The organism is Gemmatimonadaceae bacterium, assembly GCA_020846935.1.
In the GTDB taxonomy this organism is placed as follows: Bacteria; Gemmatimonadota; Gemmatimonadetes; order Gemmatimonadales; family Gemmatimonadaceae; genus RBC101.
In genome coordinates this window covers 1-24,874 of record JADLCY010000005.1, presented here as the reverse complement: position 1 = coordinate 24,874, position 24,874 = coordinate 1, and the positions used below count along the sequence as shown (strand labels likewise).

Below are 24,874 nucleotides of genomic sequence, written 5' to 3'. Positions count from 1 at the left end.
CCGGTGCGAACCTCCCAACGCCTATCATCTCGGTCTTCACGCGGCCGATTGAGGGTCCATATCCACCCTATGACGCTGCAATTCCACGCACGCTACGCGCACTCCACCGGTCGCCCAAGCAACGACGCGATGAGGCCAAGGCGAAACGTCGCGTCGACCGGGAGACCGGATGCCCCAGCACCCTGAAGGTCGGCAAAGGGCCACGCGACCGTGTTGGCAGTGACGGCGCCGTGGGATTTGGATGGCCGCCACACCAGGTCGCGGTCGCGGTCGTCAATGAACCGCTCGAAGAGCCTCATCCAGCCCTCGTGCCGCTGCAGGATGGTCAGTCGCGCCATCAACTCGAACCAGAACAGCGTAAACGGCACGTCGCCGTCCACGCCCGCCCGCGTGCCGAGCGGATCTCCCAGCACGAGATACGGATGCGGGAGCACGCTGCCCGCCACGACCTGTGCCGGCGCGTGCTTCGACGCCGGTCGCGAGAGATACGCCATCAGCCGCTCGACGAAGTCGTCACGCTCGTTCCGAAACCCCGGCATGAAGGCCAGCATGAGCAGGAAATGCAGCGTCGGCGGCGAGGCGTCGGCCGAGATCGCGTGCGCACCCGACACCTTGACCCATGGATCCTCAGCGAGCGCAGACGAGATGAAGTCGTCGACGCGCTCGACGGCCCGGGTCGCGGCCCCGCGCAGCCTGGGGTCGCGTTCGTACCCCGCGTGCGCGAGCGCAGCCGCGGCGGCGGCCCGCAGCACGCCGCGCCCCCACGCCACGGTTTCCGGGTCTTTGCCGTTGCCCGCGAGCTCATAGAGAAACTGTGGGTCGCCATCTTCGGCGAGGAGCCGGAAAAGCGGCCGACGCGCGTGATGAAGCGGTGGGGACTCCTGATGCCACCCAAGTTCGAGCAAACGGTGGACGGCGCTCGCGGTCCCAATGTGCGTCGCAGGGCTTCGGCCGCCCGGCACGGGGACCTGAAGAATGGATCCACCCCAGGTTCCTTCGACCGACTGGTGTACGACGAGCCTGGCCGCTTCCTTGGTGAGGGTCAGTGCATCGAGTTGCCTTGGCTGTCCTTCTTCTGGCAAGAACGCCTTGATGGCTCGATACTGTACTGAATGTGAGCCATTGCTGAGCAGCCAATCGACCGGAACGTCGATGGGTGGCGGCGGCGGGGGTGGAGGCGGCGGCGCAGGAGGAGGCGGCGGCGGGAGCGGTAACTCCGAATCGTCATCCAGTGGAAGCATCATCGCGTCGCTTTCGAGGTAAGCCACTACGCCACATGAAGATACGGGCACGCACATCACGACAGCCCGGCGGGCGGCGTAACGATATCCTTTTATGTTCGCGGCGCTAGTGGCCCCGTGCGTGTAGGTTGGCCGCTATGACACTCAACGGCCGCACGCGTGCGAGGTGAATTCGTCGATGTCGGCGATGCTCGGCTCTACTACTACGCCGCCGGTACTCGCGGCGCCGGTGAGCCGATCGTCCTGCTCCACGGCTTCCCCACCTCGTCGCACGTCTGGAGTCGCGTCGTGCCATTGCTCCCGCCGGGCCACCGGGTCGTGGTGCTCGACCTGCTTGGGTACGGTCGCAGCGATCGACCCGGAGCTTCCGTCGATCTCTCCATCCGTGGCCACGCGGACCGCGTCCTCAAGCTCATGGACGCCCTCGGGATCAACTACGCGGCGCTTGTTGGGCATGACCTGGGCGGTGGCATCGCCATCGAGTTGGCGCTGCGAGCGCCAGCGAGGGTATCGCGGCTCTGTCTTGTCGATAGCGTAGCCTTTGGCGAGTGGCCGGGTCGCGAAGTGCGGCTCGCACGTGCCACGCTCCCGCTCACGCGCCACCTCCCGGGAAGCTGGATTGGCTCGATCCTCAGGGCCGACCTGCTCCGCGGCTATGCCTCGTCCGAGGAAGGTGCCCACAGTGTGGACCAGTTCATCAAGCCGTTCGCCGATGGCGAGGGAGTGCAGACGTTGGTGCGGCACCTGGAATCGCTGGACGCCACAGAGACGATCGCACACGCCGTTCGCCTGCAGCACGTCGTGGTACCCACCGCCATTGTGTGGGGGGCGGACGACCCTTTCCTTCCGGTGAACCTTGCGCGGCGGCTTCACGACGCGATACCGGGGTCGACGATCGATCTCGTCCCGGGCGGTCGTCACTTCCTTCCCGAGGAATCGCCCGAACGCGTGGGCGACGTGGTCTCCTCCCTGCTCTCCCGATGACCGGCACTCGGCTCGACACGTTTCGCGCGATGGTGGCGAAAAGCCCCTCGAATGTCCTGGCGCGCTTCGGCCTCGCAAACGAACTGCTCAAGGCGCAACTCTGGGGCGAGGCAGAAGAACATCTGCGGGCTTACCTCGAAGGGTACGACGACGAAGGCAACGGCCATGGTCGCCACGCCGAGGCGCTCGAAGCCCTGGGCCGTCGCACCGAAGCCGCCGAGGCCTTGCGCCGCGGCATCGCAGCGGCACATCGGTTCGGGCATCCGAGCATGGCCAATGAACTCCGTGAACGACTCGATGTCCTGGAGGATTCCGAGTGAGCACGACCCGTCTCTTCATCCTTGCCGCGTTGCTCCTCAGCCCCGTCGCGCTTGTTGAAGCCCAGGGAGCCATCGGGCCCGCACGGCAGCCGGTGAGCATTGGTGCGCGCGTGCGGGTCCTGGCGCCTTCGCTTCGGCGTGATCGGTTCGTCGGGCGCATCGACTCCCTCGACACGGGCGAGATGGTGCTCGACACCGCGGGCGTGCGACGACGCCTTGGCTTCGAGATGGGGCCGGTGCTCGTGGAGTCGTTCCGCCGCGTGCGCATCCGGACGGGCGCGATCGACGCCATCGAGGTGAGCGGCGGTCGCACGACGCGATCGGCAACGATCAAGGGCATCCTGATCGGCGGCGTGATCGGCGCGGCGCTGATCGGCTTTGGTCAGGCGCCCGAAGTGAACCCCACGTTCAAGGACTTCCTCAAGAGCGCGCCGGTTGGCCTGGCGATCGGCGCGGTGGTGGGCGGCGGCGTCGGCTACGCGCTTGGCGGCGAGAAGTGGCTACCGGCCGACGTGCCGAAATAGCGTTTCGGGCACACGACCGACCCCCGATGAGGTACCTTGGGGATCGCGGGGATCCGGGGATTCACAGGGGCCGGGCGCGGCCACCGAGGGTATTGCAGGGCCGGGCCTTGATTCACAATGGCGTAGCATCCTAAAATAAGGTCGGTCCTTATTTCAGGTTCCGTGGCATGCACCGACCGCCGCCCGGGAGCTACGTCGAGATCGCCACGGCGGGAGAGCGATTCCGGGCCTTCCTTCCCGCACCGCTGCCGCCAGATCCGCCGCTTGCGTGGTCCGGCACGCTGCGCCGGCGCTTCGACGAAGCGCTCCTCGCGCTTGGCAGACTCGACGCGCTCACCGCGCACCTGCCTAACGCGGCGCTCGTGCTCTACAGCTTCGTGCGCAAAGAGGCCGTGCTTTCATCGCAGATCGAAGGCACGCAGTCCTCGCTCGCTGACCTGCTGCTCTACGAGATCGACGAGCAACCGGGCGTGCCGGTGGCTGACGCGAGCGAGGTGAGTCGCTGCGTCGCCGCACTGGAGCACGGTCGCGCGAAGTTGCGCGGCGGGCTGCCGCTGTCGATGCGCCTGCTGCGTGGCATGCACGAGGTGTTGATGGCACATCCCGGGGGACGTGCCAGGACGCCGGGGGAGATCCGCCGTTCGCAGGTGTGGATCGGCGGCACCCGCCCCGGGAACGCCGCGTTCGTGCCGCCGCCCGCCAGCGCGCTGAGCGGGTGCCTGAAACCCTTCGAGCGGTTTCTGAACGACGAGCCGGAGCCGACACCGCCGCTGATCAAGGCGGCGCTTGCACACGTGCAGTTCGAAACGATCCACCCGTTCCTCGACGGCAACGGCCGCCTCGGGCGATTGCTCATCGTCCTGCAACTGGTGGCCGACGGCGTGCTGCGCGAGCCAATGCTGTACCCAAGCCTCTATTTCAAGACCCACCGCGCGCTCTACTACGAGCTGTTGAACGAAGTGCGGCTGCACGGCGACTGGGAACGGTGGCTGGAGTTCTTCGCGGAGGGGGTTGAGACAAGTGCAACACAAGCGGCCGCCACAGCCAACGCCCTGCTCGCGCTGGTCAACGCGGACCGCGACCGCATCGCCGGGCTGGGGCGCGCGGCGCCCTCGGCGCTCGACGTACACCAGGCGCTGCAGCGCCAGCCCATCGCCACCTCGGCAGCGCTGGTGAAGATCACCGGGCTCACGGCCGCCACCGTCAACAAGTCGCTGGCGCACCTGGAGCGCCTGCGAATCGTTATGGAACTGACGAACCGGCGGCGCGGGCGCGTGTTCAGCTACCGGCGCTACGTGGATGAACTGGCAGCCGAACCGGACGGGGCACGGTGAGCACCGGGACACCCCAGCGTCACGATGAAGCGGGAGCCCGAAGTCAGCCCTGCAAATCAGGACTGGCATTCCACGATGGCCAGCTGGTTCATGCAGCGTTGCCGCCTCGACGCGCTCGACATCGCCCTCTCCGTGGCGCAAGGGGCAGCGAACGCTTGTCGCAGATCCTCAGCGCCTAACGAACCTGCCGCGCGGCGTCGAGTGCGTTGGCGATCTCGCGCGAGAGCGCCCGCGCCTCCTGCGTCGCCGAGCCCACGTCGTTCAGCACCGACTGCACGCCGGCTGATCGCAGCGCAATCAGGTCGATGCGCATGCTCTGGAGCATGAGCGAGGCGCTTTCGAGCTGCGAGACCAGCGTGTCGCGCCGCGACGCGAGATCCTTGATGGTGCTGAGTTGCCGTTCCAGCAGCTGCACCTTGTGGTCGCGATCGCGCGATTCGGGCAGAGCCCTGGCCGCCTCGATGCGCTGGCCGAGTTCCTCAACCACCCCCGGTTGCACATCTTCGTCCAGCCGGTGCAGCGACTGCGCGACCGACCCGACGCGCTCGGCGAGGGCGTCCACCGTTGGCAGGACGTCGGGGATGAGGTCGCGGTCGGCTTTCGTGAGTTTGGACACCGCTTCGTGGATGGTCTGTCGATCGGTGGCTGCGCGCCGGACGACGGCACCGTGGGGCCCGGCCAGCACGTCCCGCGGGGCCAGCTTCTCCGCGTAGACCGCCGGCGACGGCCCGGCCAGCAACTGCTCCTGCTCCGAACGTTCCTGCAGGCGATCGCGCGCCTCGCGTCCGAATACGTCCTTCAGGCGAATGCCTTCGGCCCACAACGATCCGGCGCGATGCAACAACCCGATCGACAGCCCGGCCATCGGGAAGAGGAACCAGAGAAAGTCGGGTGAAAACGCGATGTTGATGGCCGCGAGCATTCCAACGGTGATGGCGGCACTCGCGCTCTGCCGGCGGAACCGTCGGATCTTTTCCGAAACTGGCAGTCCGGCAAGCGGCGCGTACGGCTCTCCGCCACGGCCCACGTGCCGCCACTGACTCCGGGCATCGCGCCACGACGGAGGCATCCAGGGCGGCACGGGCGCGAGGTCGCGTCGGGCCGAGCCTTCCGGACCGTATTTCCTGAGCGCCTGCGGGTTGCCTTGCAGACCCGGTCGCCAGCCAGCGTTCGCGGCGTCAACCGCGTCGCGTGCGCCGCCGCGCTCACGCGCCGAGCGCTGCAGTCGATCGATGGCGCGTTCTTCGTGGCGGCCGGCACGGGCCGCATCAACCGCGGATCGCGGCGCCACGGAATGCTTCCATGCCGATGACAAACGATCCGACGCGACTCCGGGTTGCCCGTCCGCCACCGGTGCCTGTCGACCGCGGCCCGCATCCTGTCGATCAGCAAGGGCGCGGCAGAACTCTGCCGCGGTCGCGAAGCGATCATCCGGCTTTTTTGCCAGCGACTTCTCCAGCACGTGCAGCAGCCACGACGGCACATCGGCGCGCAGCTCGAGGAGCGGCCGTGGCGCCTCGCTGATGTGCTTCATCAGCATCGCCGGCGTATTTCCGGCCTGGAACGGTAACTCGCCGGACAACATCTGGTAGCCGACGACGGCCAGCGAGTAGAGGTCGGAGCGACCGTCGATCTCGCGGTCACCCATGCCCTGCTCGGGCGACATGTACGCCGGCGTCCCGACCGCGATGCCGGTCAGCGTCAGCCTCGCATCGCCCTCGGCGGCGCGAGCGATGCCGAAGTCCGTCACCATCGGTCGACCGCTGCGATCGATCAGGATGTTGTCGGGCTTTACATCGCGATGCACGATGCCGCGGCTGTGCGCGTACCCGAGCGCATCGGCGACCGCCATGAGGATGGAGCGGACGTCTTCGAACGGAAGCCGACGGTCGCGTGAAATGCGCGTCGCGAGGCTCTCACCCTCGACGAGACTCATCACGAAGCAGACGAGCCCTTCGCGCTCCTCGACGGCGAAGATCGGGACGATGTTGGGGTGACTCAGCTGCGCGGCGGTCTGCGCCTCACGCAGGAAGCGCTGCCGCACGTCATCGCGGTACGCGAGTTCCGGAGGCAGCACCTTGATCGCGACCTGGCGCCGGAGCTTGCGGTCCGTGGCGCGATAGACGACGCCCATGCCACCGCGCCCGATCTCGATGCCGACGTCGTAGGCGTCGCCGAGGGCGATGGTGACACGATCCCTGAGGGTGTCGGACATGCTGACCGAGGGCGCCGGGGGAGGACTACTGCCGTCTGACACTACCCGCGCGACGCGCCGACAGTTTCGACATCTCGTCCTTTACGTACATGGCGGTGTCGACCTCACGCGCGAGCGCCACGGCCTGCTCGGCGACCGAGGTAATGTGCTCGAACGTCTGGGAACCTGCCTTCAGCCGGACGATGTCGAGCCGCATGTTCTGCAGCGCGATGGCGCACGACTCGAGCTTCTCGCGCTGCGTTTTGGTACGACCCTCGATCTCGGCTACGGCGCGGCGTTGCCGCTTGAGGTACGCGAGCCGTCGCACACGTTCATCGCTGCCCTGCGTATCGAGGGGATTGGCCTCCGACTCGAGGCGCGCGATTTCGTTGTCGATCTCGGAGCCGGGCGTGTCGGGGAGCGCGCGCTCGGCCTCGCCGAGGGCGACGGCCAGCGCCTCGATCTTCTGGTACAGCGCCGCCGCTCCGGAAGGTACCTCGCGCAGCAGCTGCTGGTCCTTCTTTGGCAGCGTTTGCATCAGGCGAAGAATCTCCTCGCGGTTGCGCGCCGCGTCCTGCACGGCGCGGGCGTATCTCCCCACGACGGACGAGAGGCTTGCGGGTGACGCGCCACCGGGCAGGGCGATTGGTGCCACGTCTCCGGCGGCGAGCGCGCTGGTGCGTTCGTTCTTGAGGCGTTCGCGCTCCCGCACTTCGGCGCGCTTGCGCGGATCCCAGATGGCTCGAACAGAGTCGACCCAGTCCGCGACGACGTCGAAGAACATGCGGTCCCGCGGCTCCTTCATGACGTCGCGCCAGTCGAAGCCGTCGGTCCAGAGCTTGGCGTATTTCCAGGCGATGAAGATGGTCCACATCCCCCAGAGTCCGACGACGTCGATGACGCCGAACGCCGAGAGGATGATGGCGGCCACACCGAAGAACGCCCATGGCGTGGCGCCTTTGCGGAACGCGATGACCTTGGCGTCGCTCCACCGGCGTGCTTCTTCGGCCGAGATGGCACCGAAGCCGACGTCGGCGAGCGGACGCGGAACCTGATTCGCTGCGGGTGCACGTGCGGACGACGGCGTGGTGACGGGTCGCGCGACCAGGTTGCCGCGCGCATCGGGAACGTTGCCCGACTCGAGCGCGGCCGCGAGCGCGCTCGCGCTCGGGAGTCGGTTGGCGGGCTCCTTCTCGAGGAGCAGCATGATGGCGCGCCCGAGGTCGGGCTCGACGCCGGGGCAGCGCTCCTCGATGGGCGGCGGGACCTCGGACAGGTGCTTGACCAGCAGGGCCGGCGTGCTCGATGCGTTGAACGGAAGCTCGCCGCTCAGCATCTGGTAGCCAACGATGCCTAACGAATACAGGTCGCTGCGCCCGTCCACTTCGCGCTCCCCCATGGATTGCTCGGGGGACATGTAGGCCGGCGTACCGATCGCCATGCCGGTCGCGGTGAGGCGGGCATCGGCCCCTTCGGTCACGGCGCGCGCGATGCCGAAGTCGGTCACCATCACGCGCCCACCCGAGTCGATCAGGATGTTGTCCGGCTTGATGTCGCGGTGGACGACGCCGCGTTCATGTGCGTATGACAGCGCCCTGGCCACATCGATGAGGATGCGGCGCACCTCCGGGCCGGGCATGGCTCCGTCGCGATGGAGGCGCATGGCGAGGTTCTCGCCATCGACGTACGCCATGACGAAGAACACGAGGCCTTCCCGTTCATCGACCGAATAGATCGGCACGATGTTGGGGTGCCCGAGCTGAGCGGCGGTCTCGGCTTCGCGGAGGAAGCGAGACCGGATCTCGGCGCGGAATGCGAGCTCCGGCGGCAGCAGCTTGACGGCGACCTGCCGCTTGAGCCGTCGATCGCGCGCCAGATAGACGATCCCCATGCCGCCCCGGCCAATCTCGCGGTCCAGCTCGTATCCGTCGCTCAGGACGCGCTCGACGTGCGCGCGCAGCTCGGAGTCGGACGCCGGGAAGAGGGGTTCGGCCACCGTCAGGTGTGTGGAGTCGGCGCGGACATAGGCGACGCGAAGTGTAGCATTGGCCGAGTTGTCCGGGTAGGCGGCATGGCAGCAGCCCCTACGTCAGTCTGGCGGTCGAAAGTTGCAATCCCCGTCAGGGTGGCGTAAAACAGAAGCGCAGGATGTGCTCTGGGGTAAGCACCCTTGGGGGCTTCCCCTCGTCACCGCAATCCAGCGCGCCCAGCCGATATGTCACAGCGTCAGACCCTTCCAGTCCTGCCCCTGCGAGGCACCGTCATCTTCCCCGGCGTCACGAACCCGATTGCGGCGGGACGACCGGGCACCCTGCGCGCCATCGAAGCCGCGCTCAAGGGTGACCGCCTGGTCTTTGCGGTGGCGCAGCGCGACAACACCGACGAGCCGGCGCCCGAAATCCTCTATTCGATGGGCGTCATCGCCCGCATTGGGCAGATCCAGCGCGGCCTTGGCGGGGTGCAGCTGCTCCTGCAGGGCGAGCAGCGCGCGACGGCGCTGCAGTACACCCAGGGTGACGGCTACCTGACGGCCGTGATCCTGCCGACGGAGGAGATGAACCCGCTGGACCAGCAGGACGCGGCGTTCGAGGCCTTGCACAAGGAGACCCGCGAGCGCGCCCAGGAGCTGGGGGAAAAGCGGGGGCTCCCGGAGGAGGTCGTGCACCAGGTGCTGGACTCCGTGGATGACCCAGGCAAGTTCGCCGACCTCGTCGCTGGCTACATCGAGCTCACGGTCCCGGAGAAGCAGGGACTCCTCGAGACGCTGAGCGTCGAGGAGCGGCTGCGTCGCGTACTCGTCCACGTGCAGCGTCAGATCGGCATGCTCGAGGCGCAGGAAGAGATCAAGTCGCAGGTCCAGGAAGAGCTGGGCGAGCGGCAGCGTGAGATGTTCCTTCGCGAGCAGATGAAGGCGATCCAGAAGGAGCTGGGCGACGATGACCAGTCGAAGGAGGTCCAGGAGCTCCGCGACCGCCTGACGAAGCTCGAACTGCCCAAGGAGGCGCGGGCGGAAGTGGAGCGCGAGCTGGGCCGGTTGGAGCGTTCGGGCCGTGAGTCGATGGAGGCGCAGGTGATCCGCACGTATCTCGAGTGGATCGCCGAGTTGCCGTGGGGCAAGCGTTCGGACGATCATCTCGACCTCAATCGCGCGGGCGACATCCTGGACGAGGACCACTATGGGCTGCAGGACGTGAAGGATCGCGTGCTGGAGTTCCTGGCCGTGCGCCAGCTGCGGGCCAAGCAGGTCGCCGAGGAGGTCTCAAAGACGGGCGAGTTTCCGGCGTCGCGGCTGAAGGCGGCCCGGGAGGACGCGACGCCGACGCTTGGCAAGCAGGGCAGCGACGACGATCGCATCACGGACGCAGTCGAGGCCAAGGCGCGCGCCATGGCGCGCGGGCCGATCCTGCTGTTCGCGGGCCCGCCAGGCGTGGGCAAGACATCGATCGCCAAGTCCATCGCCCGCTCGCTCGATCGCCAATATGTGCGCGTCGCACTCGGCGGGGCGCGCGACGAGGCCGACATTCGGGGGCACCGGCGCACCTACGTGGGTGCGATGCCAGGGCGCATCATCCAGGGCATGAAGCAGGCTGGCACAAAGAACCCGGTCTTTCTGCTCGACGAGGTCGACAAGCTCGGCCAGTCGTTCCAGGGCGACCCGGCATCGGCGTTGCTCGAAGTCCTCGACCCCGCACAGAACGACTCGTTCACCGACCACTACCTCGGCGTTCCGTTCGATCTGAGCGAGGTGTTGTTCATCGCGACCGCGAACTTTATCCAGAACATCCCTGGTCCGCTGCTCGACCGCATGGAGGTCGTGGAGTTCAGTGGGTACACGGAACGCGAGAAGGCGGAGATCGCGAAGAAGTACCTCATTCCGCGCCAGCTCGAGGAGTCGGGGCTCGCGGACAAGCAGGTGACGTTCAGCGACGACGCGGTGATGTCGGTCGTGTCGCAGTACACGCGCGAGAGCGGCGTGCGTCAGCTCGAGCGCGAGATCGGACGCGCCGCGCGCAAGGTTGCGCGCAAGATCGCCGGTGGAGATGAGAGCGACCTGGCCGACACCGTGATCGACGACAAGGAGGTCCGGGAGCTGCTGGGTCGGCCCAAGGTGCACCCTGAACGCGCGCAGCAGGCGCACGAGGTGGGCATTGCCACCGGCATGTACTACACGCCGATGGGCGGCGACATCATGTTCGTCGAAGCGTCGATCCGACGCGATGCGGGCGTGCGGCGAGAGGACGACGAAGGCCGCGGCCGCACCGCACCGATGTCGCTGATCCTCACCGGTCAGCTGGGCGACGTCATGAAGGAGAGCGCACGTGCCGCGCTCACCTACGCCACCAACAATGCCGCAGCGCTCGGCATCCTGCCGGAACAGCTGGCGGGGGCGACCGAGGCGCACATCCACGTGCCCGCGGGCGCGATCCCCAAGGACGGCCCGTCCGCCGGCATCGCCATCGCCACCGCGATTGTGTCCGAGCTTTCGGGCATTCCCGTGCGGCGCGACGTGTCGATGACTGGCGAGATCACGCTCCGCGGCCGAGTGCTGCCGATCGGTGGAGTGAAGGAGAAGGTGCTCGGTGCCCATCGCGCGGGGATCAAGACCATCATCATCCCGAAGCAGAACGAAGCCGACCTCGAAGACGTACCGAGCGAGGTGCGCAAGGATCTCTCGTTCCACCCGGTGGAAACGCTCGCCGACGTGCTGAAGATCGCACTCGTGGGATCGGAGCCCAAAGCAGGACAGCGGGCCGCCTAGCGCGGCGGCCCGCGTCCAACGGGCGGTGACTCAGTAGATCAGCGTCCCGCCCTTGAGCAGTCGCCAGACATCCATGCGAAGGACGGCGGGCTCGGTACCGTCGAGGAAATACTCGGTGTAGCGCCGCTCCGGCGGCGTGGCGTCTGTTGCGACCTGCCCCGTCGCGCGATCGAGCTCGGCCACCACGAGGCCCGACGGAGCTCGCCAGGGGAGACCCGCGCGCAGAGTACCGGAATGCTGCAGCATGCGCGCAAAGATCGGCGCGGCGAGCACGCCTCCCGCTGCGCCGGGCGCGATGGGCGCGGGTTGATCGAAACCGAGCCACACACCGGCGACGAGGTCGGGGGTCATGCCCACGAACCAGACGTCCGAATTGTCGTCGGTAGTGCCGGTCTTTCCGGCGACCGGAATCGTCGATGGCAGGTAGCGTCGGATGGCGGTTGCTGTTCCGCGATCCACGACATCACGCATCATGTCGCGCACGATGAACGCGACCCTGGGGTCGATCGCGGGCACGGGTGGCGTGATCGGGTTCTGCCACACGAGTTTGCCGCTCGCGTCTTCGATCCGCGTGATGAACCGCGCCTCGACGCGCGCGCCCAGGTTATCGAAGGCGGCGTAGGCCACCACGAGGTCGAGCGGCTGCACCACCGAGGCACCAATCGCGCTGGACGGATACGGCGAGATCGGTGATGTGATGCCGAGCGCGCGGGCCGTCGCGATCACGCTGTCCATCGTGAAACGCTCGGCGAGTTGCACGGCGACCGGGTTTCGCGAACGCGTGAGCGCCTCGCGCAGCGTGATGTTGCCGAGAAACTCACCGTCAGAATTCCTGGGTCGGTAGGTGACATTGCGCGACATCGCGATGGCAATCGCCGTATCGGCCACCATCTCGTTGGCGGGCAGCGAATCGGCGACCGCGGTCGCGTAGACGATCGGCTTGAAGGCGGACCCGGGCTGTCGCATGCCGTTCACCGCCCGATTGAACGACGAACGCGCGTAGTCGCGCCCTCCGACGAGCGCGCGCACGTCGCCGGTGAACGGATCGAGCGCGACGACAGCGCCTTGCAGTCGCGCGGTGTCACCCTTGGCGCCGCGCCGAGGACGGTATCCGGGTCGGGCCTCCACCTCGGCGATGCCTTCGTTGAGAGCCTCGACGGCCGCGCGCTGTACCTGCGGATCGAGCGTGGTGTGGATTCGGTACGGTTGGTCGCCGATGACGTGATTGTTGCGGGCAGCCTGGACGCGAACCACGTCGATGAACCATGGGGCGGGCGCGGCGAAGCCTTCGTCGGCCACGGTGACCAGGGGTTCTGCCTGAGCCGCGCGGGCCTGCGCCTCCGTGATGAAGCCCTGCTGGGCCATGAGGGCCAGCACGGTGTTGCGACGCGTGGTATTGCGCGCGGGATTGCGAACCGGATCGTAGATCGCCGGTCCCTTGGGCATGGCGGCGAGCGATGCGGCCTCGGCGATGGTGAGTCGAGACGCCGGTTTGCCGAAATAGTGACGGGCGGCGCTTTCGATGCCGTAGTAGCGGCGCCCAAAGTGGATCTGGTTGAGAAACGCCTCGAGGATCTGCTCCTTGGTGTAGTGGCGCTCCATCTCGCGCGCCGCCTGTTGCTCACGCAGCTTGCGGCCCAGCGTGCGATCAGTGCGATCGATGATGTCGGGGTGCATGTTGCCGACGAGGAGCTGCGTGATGGTGCTCGCGCCGCGCACGCGACCCCGCAGCGCGTCTTTGAGGGCGCCGGCGACGCCCACAAGATCGACGCCGTCGTGCTGGTAGAACCGCTGGTCCTCGACGGCGATGAAGGCCTGTGGCACGTAGCGAGGCAGGCTGCGCAGGGAGACGAGCGTGCGCCACTCGCGGCCGATTTCCCCGATGACGGAGCCGTCGCGGGCGAGGACCACCGACGACTGGGACGGCGTCACGATGCGCCAGGCCTCGCCCGTCGTGGTCTTCGCCGAGTCCTGGGCGCCCGCGGTGGGGATCGCGAACCCCAGCACGCCCAGCACCGGGAGGAGCTGGCGCGCAGCGTACCGACGAAACGCGGGCGTGCCTAACAGCATCTGGAAAAGGGAATCCTCGCCGCAGGACGGCTGTGGGGTGATCAAAGCTAACCCTCCCTCTGATACCGTCCCTGCGCCCGGAGAGTTCACACGGTGGCGGAGGGCGTTGCTGGTCGGCGGGCTGGGGCAGCAGCTTTCGGCATGCCTCAGCCGATCACGCTCGCCGTCGCCCAGCTGCGGCCGCGAAAGGGGGACTACGCCGCCAACGTCGACCGGGTTGGCGCCGTCCTGGCCCAGCTCGCGGCCGCCGACCCTCGTCCCGACGTCGTGCACTTCGCGGAGACCGTCCTGTCGGGCTACTTCGTGGAGGGCGGCGTTCGTGAGGTGGCGGTCACGGCGGGAATGCTGGCCGCCGACCTGGACCACGCCCTGCGAGCGCACGGTGGCCCGTTGCGCCCGATCGACGTGGTGATTGGCTTCTACGAGCGCTGGCGCGAGACGCTCCACAACAGCGTGGCCTACCTTCGCCTCGGTGATGGGCCGGCTCACGTCGTCCACGTCCACCGCAAGGCGTTCCTGCCGACGTACGGTTTGTTCGACGAAGAGCGGTTTGTGGAGAGAGGTCACGACCTGCGCGCATTCGACACGGCGTGGGGACGCGCTGGCATGTTGATCTGCGAAGACGCGTGGCACTCGCTGTCGGGCACGATCGTGGCACTCGACGACGCGGATCTGATCTTCGTCTCGTCCGCGGCACCGGCGCGTGGCATTCACCCGCGGCATGACGAGATCCCGGGACCGGGGAGCGTGTCGCGCTGGGAACGGCTGGTGCGCGAACTCGCCGAGGAGCATGGGGTGTTCGTGTCGCTGGCGAACCTGGTGGGGAGTGAAGGGGGGAAGGTGTTCGCCGGAAGCTCGTGCGTGTTTGGACCGCGGGGCGACCTGCGAGGGCGCTCGCCGGCGTGGGAAGAGGCCGTGTTGATGGTGCCCGTGGACTTCGGCGATGTGGGTCGCGCGCGGGCGGACACGCCGTTGCTGGCGGACCTTCGCACGGCGCTCCCGCATTTGCGTCGGTGCCTTGACACCGCGGAGCGCGGCGGCGAGCGACCGGGGCTCGCGTTTGACGGGGCCGTGCGGGTTGTGGACGCGACGCGGGGGGCCCCCCCCGAAAACCACGGTAACACTCCTGCCGCCCCCAACCACAACCATCACGTCCCCGTTCGCATCGTTTCCCCGCAGGGACTCAGCGGCGGCGGCCCAGCGCCCCTCGAAATCGACGCCCCGCTCGTCGAACGCTGGCTCACCGGCTTCCTCGCTGACGAACTCGCACGCCGCCACATGACCGACGTCGTCGTCGGCCTCTCCGGTGGCGTCGACTCGGCGGTCACCGCGTACCTCGCCGCCCGAGCCATCGGCCCTCAGCACGTTCACGCCATTCGACTCCCATACCGCACCTCGAACCCCGAGAGCCTGGCCCACGCGCAACTCGTCATCGATGCGCTCGGCCTCCCCGCGCAAACCATCGACATCTCGGCGGCGGTGGATGGGTATCTGGCGCACGCCGCCGACGCCGATCCCGCGCGCCGCGGCAACGTGATGGCGCGGACGCGAATGATCGCCCTCTTCGATCAGTCGGCTCGACTCCGAGGCGTGCCGCTCGGCACCGGAAACAAGTCGGAACGACTCCTCGGGTACTTCACCTGGCACGCCGACGATTCGCCGCCGATCAATCCGCTCGGCGACCTCTTCAAGACGCAGGTCTGGTCGCTGGCCCGCCACCTCGGCGTCCCTGACGTGATCGTTGACAAGCCCGCTTCCGCGGACCTGATCACCGGGCAGACCGACGAAGGGGACTTTGGCGTGAGCTACGCGACGGCGGATGCTATCCTGAGTTGGCTCGTCGCCGGCTACACTGCACGCGAACTCGAGGACCGCGGCTTCGCACGCCACGAGATCGAGCTCGTCAGGCGCCGACTCGACGGCACCCACTGGAAGCGAAAATTGCCGACCGTGGCCATGCTCACCGGCACGGCCATCGGCGAATCGTACCTGCGGCCCGTGGACTACTGAGCACATGACGTACACGCTCCGGCTCAAGGACATCACCATCGGCTGGTGCGACCTCGAATCGCGCGACCCGTCGACGCGCCTCGCGCGCGGCGAGTTCCGACGCGGACTCGGCTACGAGCTGGTCGAGCCGATCTTTGTCTTGCGCCCCCCGGACCCGGCCAGCCCCGATGCGCTCGAGCGCGAATCGCGCTACCGTCGTGCGCGGGACACGCTCGACCTGTCGCTGCACGGCAGCGATGGCGCCGAGGTCGACACGGCCCGCATCGACATCGTCGGAGACGACCAGAGCACGACCGGCCTCACGCTCGAGGTCTCGATCGTCGATCGCGCGTTCTGGCGTCAGGTGTAGTTGACGAAACAGACAGCCGCGCACCGCTCGCCCCGGCGCACTGCCACTTCGCGCCCGGCGCGGGTACAATCCGCACACGCGGGCCTGAGGGCCCGCGCACACCCAAACGCTTCCACGGACGAGGACCCACGATGAAGAACCTCCTGCGTGCCCTGTTCGTCACACTCGCGCTGTTGGCCGTCGTCGCTCCGTCGAGCGCGGCCGCTCAGGTGAAGATTCCGGCAGGCAACTACGAACTGGTGCCCGACGCGAACTACGCGGCGGGCTTTGACGTCTCGGGCATCGTGGTCGAGTTCACCGAGTCGACGATGACGGCGATCCAGGCCGGTACGGTGCTGGTGAAGAGCACGACGAAGATGAACGGCGACGTGATCACCCTCACCGACGTCGAGGGCCAGCTGACGTGCCCTTCGCCCGCGACATACAAGGTTGCCATCAGCGCCAAGGGCGTGCGCTTCACCCCGGTCGAGGACCCGTGCGCCGAGCGGTCGGCCGTCCTGGCCCAGGTGACTTTGGTGAAGCGCGGCTGAGACTCGCCGGAATGCGACACCGGGGGAGACGCGCCCGCGTCGGCCGCCCTCCGTGTGTCGCTGAAGGCAAGTTTCGGGTTGGTGGCGGCGCCTCGCTGGGGTAGACTCGGGCAAGCGAGGTGATTTCATGAGTCGTGCAACTCAGGACTACGAGCGCGTGACGGCGGCCATCCGGTACCTGGAGGGCGCGTCGCCGCATCAGCCGAGTCTCCACGAGCTGGCGGCGCACGTGGGCCTGAGCGAATTCCACGTGCAGCGCCTGTTCACGCGGTGGGCGGGCATCAGCCCAAAGCGCTTCATGCAGGTGCAGACCCTGCACCACGCCAAGGAAGCGCTTGACGGTGCACGCAGCGTGCTCGATGGCACCTACACGGCGGGCCTCTCGAGCGCCGGCCGGCTGCACGACCTGTTCGTGAACCTCGAGGCCGTCACGCCGGGCGAGTACCGCAGCGGGGGTCAGGGCGTGCGCATCGACGCCGGATTCCACGACACGCCGTTCGGCGAGTGCCTGGTGGCCGTGACGGAGCGCGGGATCTGCGGCCTGAGCTTCGTGGAGGGCGACCGCGACGCGGGCTGGGCCGATCTCGAGCAGCGATGGCCGGCGGCGGTCGTCACGGAGTCGCGGGCCCGGACGTCGGGCCTCGTCTCCGCGATCTTCGAACCGCTGCGCGGCCGCGCGAGACGTCCGCTGGCCCTGCTGGTCCGAGGAACAAACTTTCAGGTGCAGGTGTGGAGTGCGCTGCTGCGCATTCCGCCGGGACGGTTTGCCGCGTACGAGGACATCGCCCACGCGATCAGCGCGCCGCGAGCCGTTCGGGCCGTGGGCACGGCCGTCGGCCGCAACCCGGTGGCCTTTCTCATCCCGTGCCATCGGGTGATCCGGGCCAGCGGCGCTATCGGCGGCTACCGCTGGGGCCTGCCACGCAAGCGAGCGATGATCGCGTGGGAGGCTGGTCGCCGGGCGTCGTAAGCAGCGCACCGGCACCCACGCAGGCGACGCCCCAGCGCCGGGTGTCGCCCAGGCCGCCGAGGTTCCACTCTGCTCAGGACGCTCGATAGCCCGGAAGCCCCGGAGGCACCAGCCAGGCTCGTCGAAAAAGCCCTGGAACACCTCGCGTGGATCGGGACCATCCCGGTCCGCTCAGCGATCGCGCCGCTCGAGTTGCAGGTCGTCCAGGGTCTCCTCGGGCACGAGCTCGGAACCGTCGCAGCGCACGTACACGATGTCTACACGACGATTGCGTGCCTGCTCGCGTGCGGTGGTCCCCCGGGTCAGCAGTTGTCGCTCGCCAAGCGCTTCGGCGCGGATGACGCGCGACGGATCGACACCCTGCTGGCGCAGATAGTCCGTCACCGCATCCACTCGGCGCTGCGAAAGCGCGTCGTTGTAGGCGTCGTTGTGCCGCGGATCGGTGTGTCCCGAGAGCCGGATGCGCACGCCGGGGAACTCGCGCAAAGCAGCAACCGTCCGATCGAGCACCGTGCGGCTGGCATCCGTCAGATTGTTCCGATCGAGGGCGAAGTGCACCGCGGCCGGCACGCCGGTGAGTCGCTCAGGTGCGGCGCAGAGGCGGGGGAGCCGTGCGCTATCGGGTTGCGGCACCGGCGCCGGGCGCTCTTCCACCACGCGGGGAGGATCCGGCAGGACGGGCGTCGGCGCTACGCGCGTGCGCTCGACCGCCGCAAGAATGGCCGCCGCGTGCCGCGACGCCTCCGCGTCACCGAGGCAGGCGGGGCCAGCAAGGATGCGATTCCCCTGCCGGACGAGCAGCGCCTCGGCACGAGCGATCTCGTCCGGCGCGCCGACCTCTCCGGCCGCGCTCCGCAGTGCGAGCGCGCGTCCCCAGGCATCGTCGTCAAACAGCCGCACGTCGTTCGGAAAGAGCACGGCGGTCCCGACGGCGGTGACCGCCGAGTCCGTGCGCGATTCGAGCGCAATGAGGTCACGCTCCGCGAGCACGATCATGTCCTCGGGAAACGCCGAGCGATCGTTGCGTTCGTATGCGTGCTGCGCGAGGGCGAGCCAGGCCGCCGCGCGCGCCGCCAGATAACGGCGCCCCCCGGACGCGCCATCCGCAGCGCGCACCGCACGCTGTCGCAGCTCACCAAACACCGCGAGGTCCCGCGCGATCGCGGCGTCCGTGATCCGTCGCGACACCGGTGTCAGTCGTGCGCCCGAGGGCGGCGCACCGCTGGCACAGCCCACGAGCACAGCGAGCAGGCCGAGCGAAAGTGCCCGAACAGGCAGCGTCATCATTGCCTTGATCCTCCATCCCTGGTTGCACCCGCACCAAAGAGCGCCTCGTCGAACTTGAATCCGAGCTCCACGTACGGACCGCGGCGCGTCGTGCCGAATGAGTTCAGGTCACGGTCCGTGAAGCCGAACAGGTTGTAGCCGCCGGCGACGCGGAGGTTCTTCATGAGGATCAGGCCGAGTTCCCCGCCAAGGCCGTAGCGACGGTCAGCGAATCCATCGCTCGTGAGGAGGCTCCCGATGGCGCCGAGGTCGAACCGGCTGGAGAGGTCGAGCACGCCGCGGCCCATGAACAGCTGCGCGGTGCTGTGCGTCCCCACGCCGTTGATGCTGTTGGTCGCCGCCTTTGCGGCGTAGCGACCGGAAAGCGTGAACCGCTGGACCGGCTGGTAGTTGACGGCCGCGGCGACGATGTGCGCCAGGTCGCGTCGGCTTGCACCGAGGGCTTCCGAGTACCGCTCGAAACGCTGCTCGTAGCGTGCAAGCGCGTTCCAGCGATTGCGGTCCGTCTCGCGCCACGCGAGCCCGAACTGCGAGAAGCTGCGCGTCTGATCGACGGTGGCATCGAAGTCGTCCCAGAGCGTGCGGGCGATCAGCGTCCAGTCACGCGACAGCTTTCTCGCGTAGCCGAACGAGGCCAGGGTGTTGTCACCCGTGGACGCGTCGCGACGCTCGAGGCGAGCGGTGGTCTTCCAGAGATCGGGCCGCGTCCACTCGATGGCGCCCGTGACGGCCAGCGCCTTGTCGCGTTCGGTGCCGGTGGTTGCGAGCGGCGACACGCGTTCGAAGGACGTGTTGAGCACGAGGCCCGGCGCAAGCGTCGCGCGATTCCGGAGGCCGATCGAGGCCTCGGCATCGCGACCGGCGAATGCGTCACGCGCCCGGTACTCGCTGAACATGTGCGTGTTGCGCAGGTAGTCGGCGTCGATGCCGAAGACCGTCACGTTGCGATCGGCGCCAGCATTCGGCGCATAGGGATCGGTGAGGCCGGAGAGGATCTCGTGGCGCCCATAGAGGCGCGCGCGATTGGCCAGGATGTACTCGCCGCCCAGTGCCACTCGCCGCTGATCCGACTCGCGCACGTCCTGTTCGATTTCGCCAAAGAGCGAGGTTCTGGTCTCGCGGGGCAGCGCCACATGCACACGCGCCCGCACCGCGCTCACGTCGCGATCGGTGGCATCCGTAATCATTCCGGATCCGGCGGACGGTGTGTCGTCCCGGGCGTAACGGTAGCCCAGTTCACCTCGCACCGCCGGTGTGAACTGCCGCTCGATGGCCAGGAGCGCGCCTTCGCGACGCGCATCGGCCAGCGCCGAGGTCTCGGATCGCAGCGCTTCGCCGACAAGCCGGGTTCCCTCGGTCAGTTGCCTGGTGAATCGCCCGCCGATTTCGGTGCGACCGCCGGCGAATACCGACGACCGGTTGGCAAACCCGGCGTCACTGCGCACGGCAAACACCCTGGCTTCGAGACTCGCCGACTGGTGGCGCAACTCCACCCGCTGAGCGTCACCGGTCGCTCCGACGGCGTCCTTCGTACGTGCATACTCGCCGAGGAGCGTGGTGCCGGCGCCCAGCCGCGCCGACGCGTTCAGCCCGAGGATGTCGTGACTCGTGGCCGGGCCCTCGTCCCGCGCGAACGTGCCACCGATCTCTGCGCGCGTTCCGGCGCGGACCGATGCATCGAACCCGTAGACCCAGAAGGCCTCACTGGCGCCGTCTTCGGTCTCGAACGTGACACGGACCGACGTCGGGTTGAGGTTCGCGTCAGCGCTCGGCACCGGCGCGCGGAAGATGATGCGCCCGGTGCCGGTTTCGAGTGTGTAGTCGGCAAAGCGCACCATCGGCGTCCGACGGAGGATGAGCGATGGCTGGTTGCGATCGCGCACGATGATCTCCACGCGCTCGCTGTTCACGAGGCCGGTCGCGTCGATCGCGTAGGGGCCGGAGATGCCCCGCCCTGGCAGTTCGACGACCGATTGGCGGATGCGACCTCGGCTGGCGAACAGCGTGGCGCTGCCGGCACGGCCTTCGAGGTGTTGGACGGCGCCGGTCAGGCTGCGGTCGTACGCCGACAGGATTCGGCGATCATCCGCGCGCGTCGTCTGGAAGTCACCGTACATCGTGTAGCTGGTGCCCTTGTCGAGCCGTGCGTAGAAGCGGCGGCGCGACTGGGCATCGTATTCGCGCATCGAGGCGTCACCGTGGATCGGGTACGCGTCGTCGGGCCGGATGTCGCGGAAGAAGGTGCGGCCACGGTCGCGTTCGCTGTCATAGGAGAGCGTGAGCAGCCGATCGTCGAGCACGGTGCCCTTCATCAGGAGCGCAGCACGCGCACCGGCGCGCGTCCTCGCGCTGTCGTCGGTCAGTCGTCCGTCGCGCAGTTCGTCTTCGAAGCGCTCGCTCGCACCCACGGCAAGTCCGCCGCGCACGAGATCAAGGAAGTCGACGCGAGCGTTGAGGAGTCCGCTCACCAGCATCGGCCGGTTGACCGGCACGAACGTCATGGGGATCGTCGTCGACGCGTCGTCGGTGGTCACGCGCACCTCGCCGTGACCCGGCCTCGCCGCGGTCACGAGCGTGAAGGTGCCCTCGCCATCCACCAGGTCCACCTGTGTGCCCTCCTGCGTGGCATTGCGGTCGGCGTCAAGCCAGCGCCCGAGCGACGACTCCAGGGTGACCCGGAGCGTACCCGCGCGCGGGCTTCCTCCCGGATCGAGCGCGCGCACGCGGACGCGGACCTGCGTGCGACCGTCCGCCGGCGCCTGGTGGGTCGCCGCACCGTCGAGCAGGGCTTCCAGACTCACCATGCTCCCCACGGACGGCGTGGCGCGCGCCTGCTGTGCGGCGGCGCGCAGTGGCGTCACCGGCAGTTGCGAGTTGGACTCGGTCAGCGGAGCGATCGGCGGCGGTACGTAGGCGCTCGTTGGGGGCTGACGGTCGGCGCGCGCCGACAGGGGCAGTCCCGTGAGTGACGATGCGGTCGGCTCACCCGCCGCACTCACCTCTCCGGCACGGCGGCGCTCCAGTACGCGCTCGAGGACCTCGGCACTCCGCGATCCGTCGGCGAAGTCGGCGCGATGCAGCTCGCCGGCCTTCACGTCGGCCAGGCGGGAGTAGCCGTCACCGGCGTTGCGGTTCACGAGTGGGACCAGCACCGCGCCAACCGGCAGCGTCGTCCGATCCACCTTCACGACGTGCAGCCGCGAGGCCACATCGTAGAAGCTGTACTTGCCCTCGACGTCGGTGATCGCGCTCGTGCCGTCCTCGAGGTAGACGCGAACGCCCGGGATACCGACTTCACCGGCGTCCTGCATGGCGTTGCGCTCGCAGTCGCACTGCACGTAGACCTTGCCGACGATGGCGCCGCGTTCGTCGAACACGCCGCCACTCACCTGCACGCGGGCGCGCGCCGGAGGAGTCTCGGTACCGCGGGCGCGTGCCACCGCCACGTTCACGTTCTGCCCCAGACGCGCTCCCGGGCCAACGCGTACGCGATACGTGATGACGCGTCGACCACCCGCCGGAATGCTTCCCACATCAAAGACGAGCTCCGGGCCGGGCGCGCCCGTCACGGGAGTGCCGGCAACGCCGTCGAGGCGGACGCTCTGGCTTTCGAGGAGGAAGCCGAGCGGAAGCACGTCGCGCACGACGACCCCGGTGACGGCACCGGTGCCGGTGTTGCGCACTTCGATCGTGTAGTCAACCACATCGCCGACCTGCACCTCGGCGCGCGAGACGACCTTGCTGATCTCGAGGCGGCCCGTGCCTTCGACCGGTGCCTCGGCGCACGCGCGGTTGTTGGCCTTCGAGCCCTGCTCGTTGGCCGCGCGCACGTCGACGCAGTTGGTCACGCGCGGACCGGCCGCCGCGCCCACGTTCACCACGAGTGTGACCGTTACCGTCTCACCCGGCGCAAGCGGCGTCGTACGGGTACACGTCACGATGGCGCCGAGCACTGCGCAGGTGGTGCCGGGGCCCGAGGCGGAAACGAACGTGAGGCCCGGCGGGAGCGTGTCGACGAGGACGATTGGCGGCAGCGCCGGCCCCGCGCCCACGTTGCGCGCCGCGAGCGTAAAGGTGGCCTGCTGGCCCACCACGAGCGGACCGGTCAGATCCTTGAACGCGACGAGATCCACCAGCCCGGCGGGCGTCGCCGTATGCGTATCGCAATCGTTGGCGGCGTTCGTGTCGCCGGTCGTGCGCACACACGCGACGTTGCGCACCGGTCCGCTGAGCGTGGTGGCCACCTGCGTCACCAGGTCGATGACGACCGACTCGCCGGCGCCTAACGGGGGCGCCGTCCGCGTACACGTCACCACCTGACCGCTCGCGGTGCAGGTGAAGCCGGGGCCCGAACCGCTGACGAACGTGAGGCCGGCCGGGAGGGTGTCGGTGACGATGATCGGTCCCGTGGTGGCGGTCGTGCCCGTGTTGCGCACGGTGAGGGTCCACGGCGCGGTACCGCCCACCGTCAGCGAATCCGGTCCCTGCTTGTCGAGCGCCAGATCCGGCTGGCCGCTGACCGGCGTGGTTACGGTGTCGCCGTCGTTGGTGCCGTTCCCATCGCCTGGCGTGGTCACACGCGCCGTGTTGGTGACGGACGGCATCGCGCTCGCCGTGGGGATCACGTTGACGGTGATCGGCGGAAGCGAGGCGCCGCCGGCCAGCGGGCCCGGATGCGTACACGTGACGACTCGTCCGGTCACGGTGCACGTCCAGCCCGATCCACTGGCGCCGGTGATCGTCAGACCCGCGGGAACGGTGTCCGTGACCGTGATGGCGCCGACGGTCGCACCGTTGCCCACGTTGCGAACCACGATGGAATACGTCGACGGCTTGCCGACGACAAACGGGCCGCTGGCGGTCTTGGTGAGCGCCAGATCGGGCGGCTCGACCGTGGGCACCGGCAGGACCGTCCCGGTGTTGTTGTCGTCGTCGTCGTCACCGGGCGTCGAGCCGACCGCGGTGTTGCCGAGGAGCGTGACGTTCGAGGCGAGGGCAAGCGTCAGGTCGAGCGTGGTGGTCGCCCCGGGCGCCAGCGGCGCCGGATACACACACGTGACCACGGTGCCCGCCACCGTACATGACCAGCCTGCGCCAGCACTGCCGATGTAGGTGAGGCCCGGCTGCAACTGGTCGACGATGGTGATCGGGCCTGTCGTGGCTCCCGCACCGACGTTCTTCACGGTGACGCGGAACGTGACGTTGGATCCGCTGACCGCCGGCGTGATGAGCGCCTTCGTGACGCTGAGGTCTGGCGGCGGTACCGTGACCGGCGTCGACACCGGGATCGATCCCGTCGTGCTCGTATCGTTGACCGGGTTCACGTCGCCCGGCGTGGATACCGTCGCCGTGTTGACCACGGACGGCGCGGCACCGGTGCCGACGGCCACCACCAGCGTCACCGTGGCGACGTCACCGGCCACCATAGGGGTGGTGCGCACGCACGTGACGAGCGCTCCGGACGCCGTACAGGTGAAGCCGCTGCCGCCGCCGGAGACGAAGGTCAGGCCGGTCGCGAGGTTGTCCGTGATGGTGATCGTGCCGCGCGTGGTGGACGCGCCGACGTTGCGCACGGTGAGCGTGAACGTGCCGTTGCTGCCGATGACCAGTGGCCCGGCGGCCTTGGTCAGCGCGAGGTCGAGGGCGCTGCCGACGTTGACGGACGTTGTCGAGCTGTTGTTGGACGGATTGCTGTCGCCCGCCGTGCTGATCGTCGCCGTGTTCGAGACGGTCCCGGCAAGGTTGGGGTCCACGGCCACCGTGAGCGTGAGCGACACGACCTGGCCGGGTGCGAGGACCGGAGAGTAGGTGCAAGAGACCGTTTGCCCGGTGGCGCTGCACGTGAATCCCGTGCCGGCTGCCGACACGAACGTGAGGCCAGCCGGCAGCACGTCGTTCACGCTGACCGTCGACGTGGTCGGCCTCGATGAGAGGTTCGCGATCGCGATCTGGTATGAGGCATTGCGACCCGCGGTGAACGCCGACGCCGGTGTCTTGGTGACGGCGAGGTCGAGCGGGGAACTGTTGACGTTCGTGGTAACGGTGGACGTGTTGTTGCCGGCGTTGCCGTCGCCGGGCGTCGTTACGCTTGCCGAGTTGGTGACTGCGGGCGCGGCGGGCGCGCTGACCGCGACCGTCAGCGTGATCGCCGTGCTCGTGGCGGGCGCGATGACGCCCGCGTGGGTACACGTCACTTGCTGCCCCGCCGCGCTGCACGACCAGCCCGGCCCCGTCGCGGACACGAACGCCAGACCCGCGGGCAGCAGGTCGGTGACCGTGGTGGGCCCGGTGGTCGGGTTCGC

At 68.4% G+C, this 24,874-nt stretch carries 15 protein-coding genes; 9 read left to right on the top strand and 6 right to left on the bottom strand.

The genetic code is table 11. The features are described 5' to 3' along the window. Positions 1 to 92 precede the first annotated feature (92 nt). Positions 93 to 905, bottom strand: coding sequence for a hypothetical protein (locus tag IT361_06895; protein MCC6317407.1), 813 nt, complete (start codon positions 903 to 905; stop codon positions 93 to 95). Between the two features lie 495 nt (positions 906 to 1,400). Between IT361_06895 and IT361_06890 the strand changes: the two genes are divergently transcribed. The 4 genes from IT361_06890 (at position 1,401) to IT361_06875 (ending at position 4,403) form a co-directional block, all read left to right on the top strand. Next, complete coding sequence (locus IT361_06890; protein MCC6317406.1) at positions 1,401 to 2,225, top strand: alpha/beta hydrolase; 825 nt, start codon at positions 1,401 to 1,403, stop codon at positions 2,223 to 2,225. After that, complete coding sequence (locus IT361_06885; GenBank protein ID MCC6317405.1) at positions 2,222 to 2,545, top strand: hypothetical protein; 324 nt, start codon at positions 2,222 to 2,224, stop codon at positions 2,543 to 2,545. The genes IT361_06890 and IT361_06885 overlap by 4 nt, the downstream gene beginning before the upstream one ends. Beyond that, positions 2,542 to 3,069, top strand: coding sequence for a hypothetical protein (locus IT361_06880; protein MCC6317404.1), 528 nt, complete (start codon positions 2,542 to 2,544; stop codon positions 3,067 to 3,069). Before IT361_06885 ends, IT361_06880 begins: the two co-directional genes overlap by 4 nt. Positions 3,070 to 3,236: 167 nt before the next feature. Beyond that, positions 3,237 to 4,403 carry a Fic family protein gene (locus tag IT361_06875; GenBank protein ID MCC6317403.1) on the top strand — a complete coding sequence of 389 codons (1,167 nt, stop codon included), beginning with the start codon at positions 3,237 to 3,239 and terminating at the stop codon, positions 4,401 to 4,403. A gap of 175 nt (positions 4,404 to 4,578) precedes the next feature. Here IT361_06875 and IT361_06870 read toward each other — a convergent pair whose 3' ends face one another. Together IT361_06870 and IT361_06865 are read right to left on the bottom strand one after the other, a co-directional pair. Then, positions 4,579 to 6,618, bottom strand: coding sequence for a protein kinase (locus IT361_06870; GenBank protein ID MCC6317402.1), 2,040 nt, complete (start codon positions 6,616 to 6,618; stop codon positions 4,579 to 4,581). 25 nt (positions 6,619 to 6,643) lie between these two features. Beyond that, positions 6,644 to 8,593, bottom strand: coding sequence for a protein kinase (locus tag IT361_06865; GenBank protein ID MCC6317401.1), 1,950 nt, complete (start codon positions 8,591 to 8,593; stop codon positions 6,644 to 6,646). A gap of 219 nt (positions 8,594 to 8,812) precedes the next feature. Here IT361_06865 and lon point away from each other — a divergent pair, with 219 nt between their 5' ends. Next, positions 8,813 to 11,356 carry an endopeptidase La gene (gene lon, locus IT361_06860; protein ID MCC6317400.1) on the top strand — a complete coding sequence of 848 codons (2,544 nt, stop codon included), beginning with the start codon at positions 8,813 to 8,815 and terminating at the stop codon, positions 11,354 to 11,356. Positions 11,357 to 11,386: 30 nt separating this feature from the next. Here the strand turns inward: lon and IT361_06855 are convergent, their stop codons facing one another. After that, complete coding sequence (locus IT361_06855) at positions 11,387 to 13,471, bottom strand: PBP1A family penicillin-binding protein (protein MCC6317399.1); 2,085 nt, start codon at positions 13,469 to 13,471, stop codon at positions 11,387 to 11,389. Between the two features lie 96 nt (positions 13,472 to 13,567). On the opposite strand from IT361_06855, the gene IT361_06850 reads away from it, so the two are divergent. From IT361_06850 to IT361_06835, 4 genes are all read left to right on the top strand, one after another. Beyond that, positions 13,568 to 15,436: an NAD+ synthase gene (locus IT361_06850; GenBank protein ID MCC6317398.1), complete on the top strand. Its 1,869-nt coding sequence runs from the start codon at positions 13,568 to 13,570 to the stop codon at positions 15,434 to 15,436. Positions 15,437 to 15,440: 4 nt separating this feature from the next. Beyond that, positions 15,441 to 15,785, top strand: coding sequence for a hypothetical protein (locus IT361_06845; GenBank protein ID MCC6317397.1), 345 nt, complete (start codon positions 15,441 to 15,443; stop codon positions 15,783 to 15,785). A 131-nt stretch (positions 15,786 to 15,916) separates the two neighbouring features. After that, complete coding sequence (locus IT361_06840; protein MCC6317396.1) at positions 15,917 to 16,315, top strand: hypothetical protein; 399 nt, start codon at positions 15,917 to 15,919, stop codon at positions 16,313 to 16,315. A gap of 127 nt (positions 16,316 to 16,442) precedes the next feature. After that, positions 16,443 to 17,285 carry a methylated-DNA--[protein]-cysteine S-methyltransferase gene (locus tag IT361_06835; protein MCC6317395.1) on the top strand — a complete coding sequence of 281 codons (843 nt, stop codon included), beginning with the start codon at positions 16,443 to 16,445 and terminating at the stop codon, positions 17,283 to 17,285. Between the two features lie 171 nt (positions 17,286 to 17,456). Here IT361_06835 and IT361_06830 read toward each other — a convergent pair whose 3' ends face one another. Then, complete coding sequence (locus IT361_06830; protein ID MCC6317394.1) at positions 17,457 to 18,572, bottom strand: OmpA family protein; 1,116 nt, start codon at positions 18,570 to 18,572, stop codon at positions 17,457 to 17,459. Then, on the bottom strand, positions 18,569 to 24,874 hold a 6,306-nt coding region (locus IT361_06825), incomplete at its 5' end, for a DUF11 domain-containing protein (protein MCC6317393.1). The genes IT361_06830 and IT361_06825, both read right to left, overlap by 4 nt.